The organism is Paraburkholderia phytofirmans, from assembly GCF_046028095.1.
Classification (GTDB): Bacteria; Pseudomonadota; Gammaproteobacteria; order Burkholderiales; family Burkholderiaceae; genus Paraburkholderia; species Paraburkholderia phytofirmans_A.
This window is the reverse complement of sequence record NZ_JAQQDJ010000040.1, coordinates 1-974: the sequence shown is the minus strand read 5'-3', so window position 1 is coordinate 974 and position 974 is coordinate 1. Positions and strand designations below refer to the sequence as shown.

General features: G+C 61.6%; 1 protein-coding gene. It reads right to left on the bottom strand.

Features of this window, described 5'->3' with window-relative positions; translation table 11 throughout:
• A partial coding sequence (prpC, locus tag PQR54_RS38825) for a bifunctional 2-methylcitrate synthase/citrate synthase (protein WP_408255438.1) occupies positions 1 to 974 on the bottom strand: 974 nt, incomplete at both ends.

Here is a 974-nt window from a genome sequence, read left to right as displayed (position 1 = left end):
GGCACGCCCATCATGTGATACGAGACCGCGCTGAACCAGTCGAGATTCGGGAACATCTTCTTCGCTTCCCACATCACCGACTCCAGCCGCTCGGCGATATTGAACAGCTTGCTGTTGCCCGCTTCCTTCGAGAGCTTCTTCGCGATGTCCTTGATGACCTTGTTGCGCGGGTCGGAGATCGTGTACACCGGGTGGCCGAAACCGATTACTACTTCCTTGTTTTCGACGCGACGGCGGATATCCGCTTCGGCTTCGTCCGGCGTCTGGTAGCGCGACTGGATCTCGAACGCGACTTCATTGGCGCCGCCGTGCTTCGGGCCGCGCAATGCACCGATCGCGCCGGTGATCGCCGAATAGATGTCCGAGCCCGTGCCCGCGATCACGCGACCGGTGAACGTCGACGCATTGAATTCATGTTCGGCATACAGGTTCAGCGACACGTGCATCGCGTCGACCCATGCCTTCGACGGCTCCACACCGTGCAGCAGATGCAGGAAGTGGCCGCCGATCGAATCGTCGTCGGTTTCCACTTCGATGCGCTTGCCGTTGTGCGAGTAGTGGTACCAGTAGAGCAGCATTGAACCGAGCGAGGCCATCAGCTTGTCGGCGATGTCGCGCGCGCCCGGAAGGTTGTGATCGTCTTTCTCCGGCAGCACGGTGCCGAGCACTGAGACGCCGGTGCGCATCACGTCCATCGGATGCGCGGCGGCCGGGATCCATTCGAGCGCGGCTTTCACATTGGCGGGCAGGCCGCGCAGCGACTTGAGCCTGGTTTTGTACGCGGTCAGTTCGGCCTGGGTCGGCAGCTTTTCGTGGACCAGCAGGTACGCGATTTCTTCGAATTCGCAGGCGCTCGCGATGTCGAGAATGTCGTAGCCGCGGTAATGCAGGTCGTTGCCGGTCTTGCCGACCGTGCAGAGGGCCGTGTTGCCCGCCGTCACGCCCGACAGGGCGACGGATTTCTTCGGTTTGAA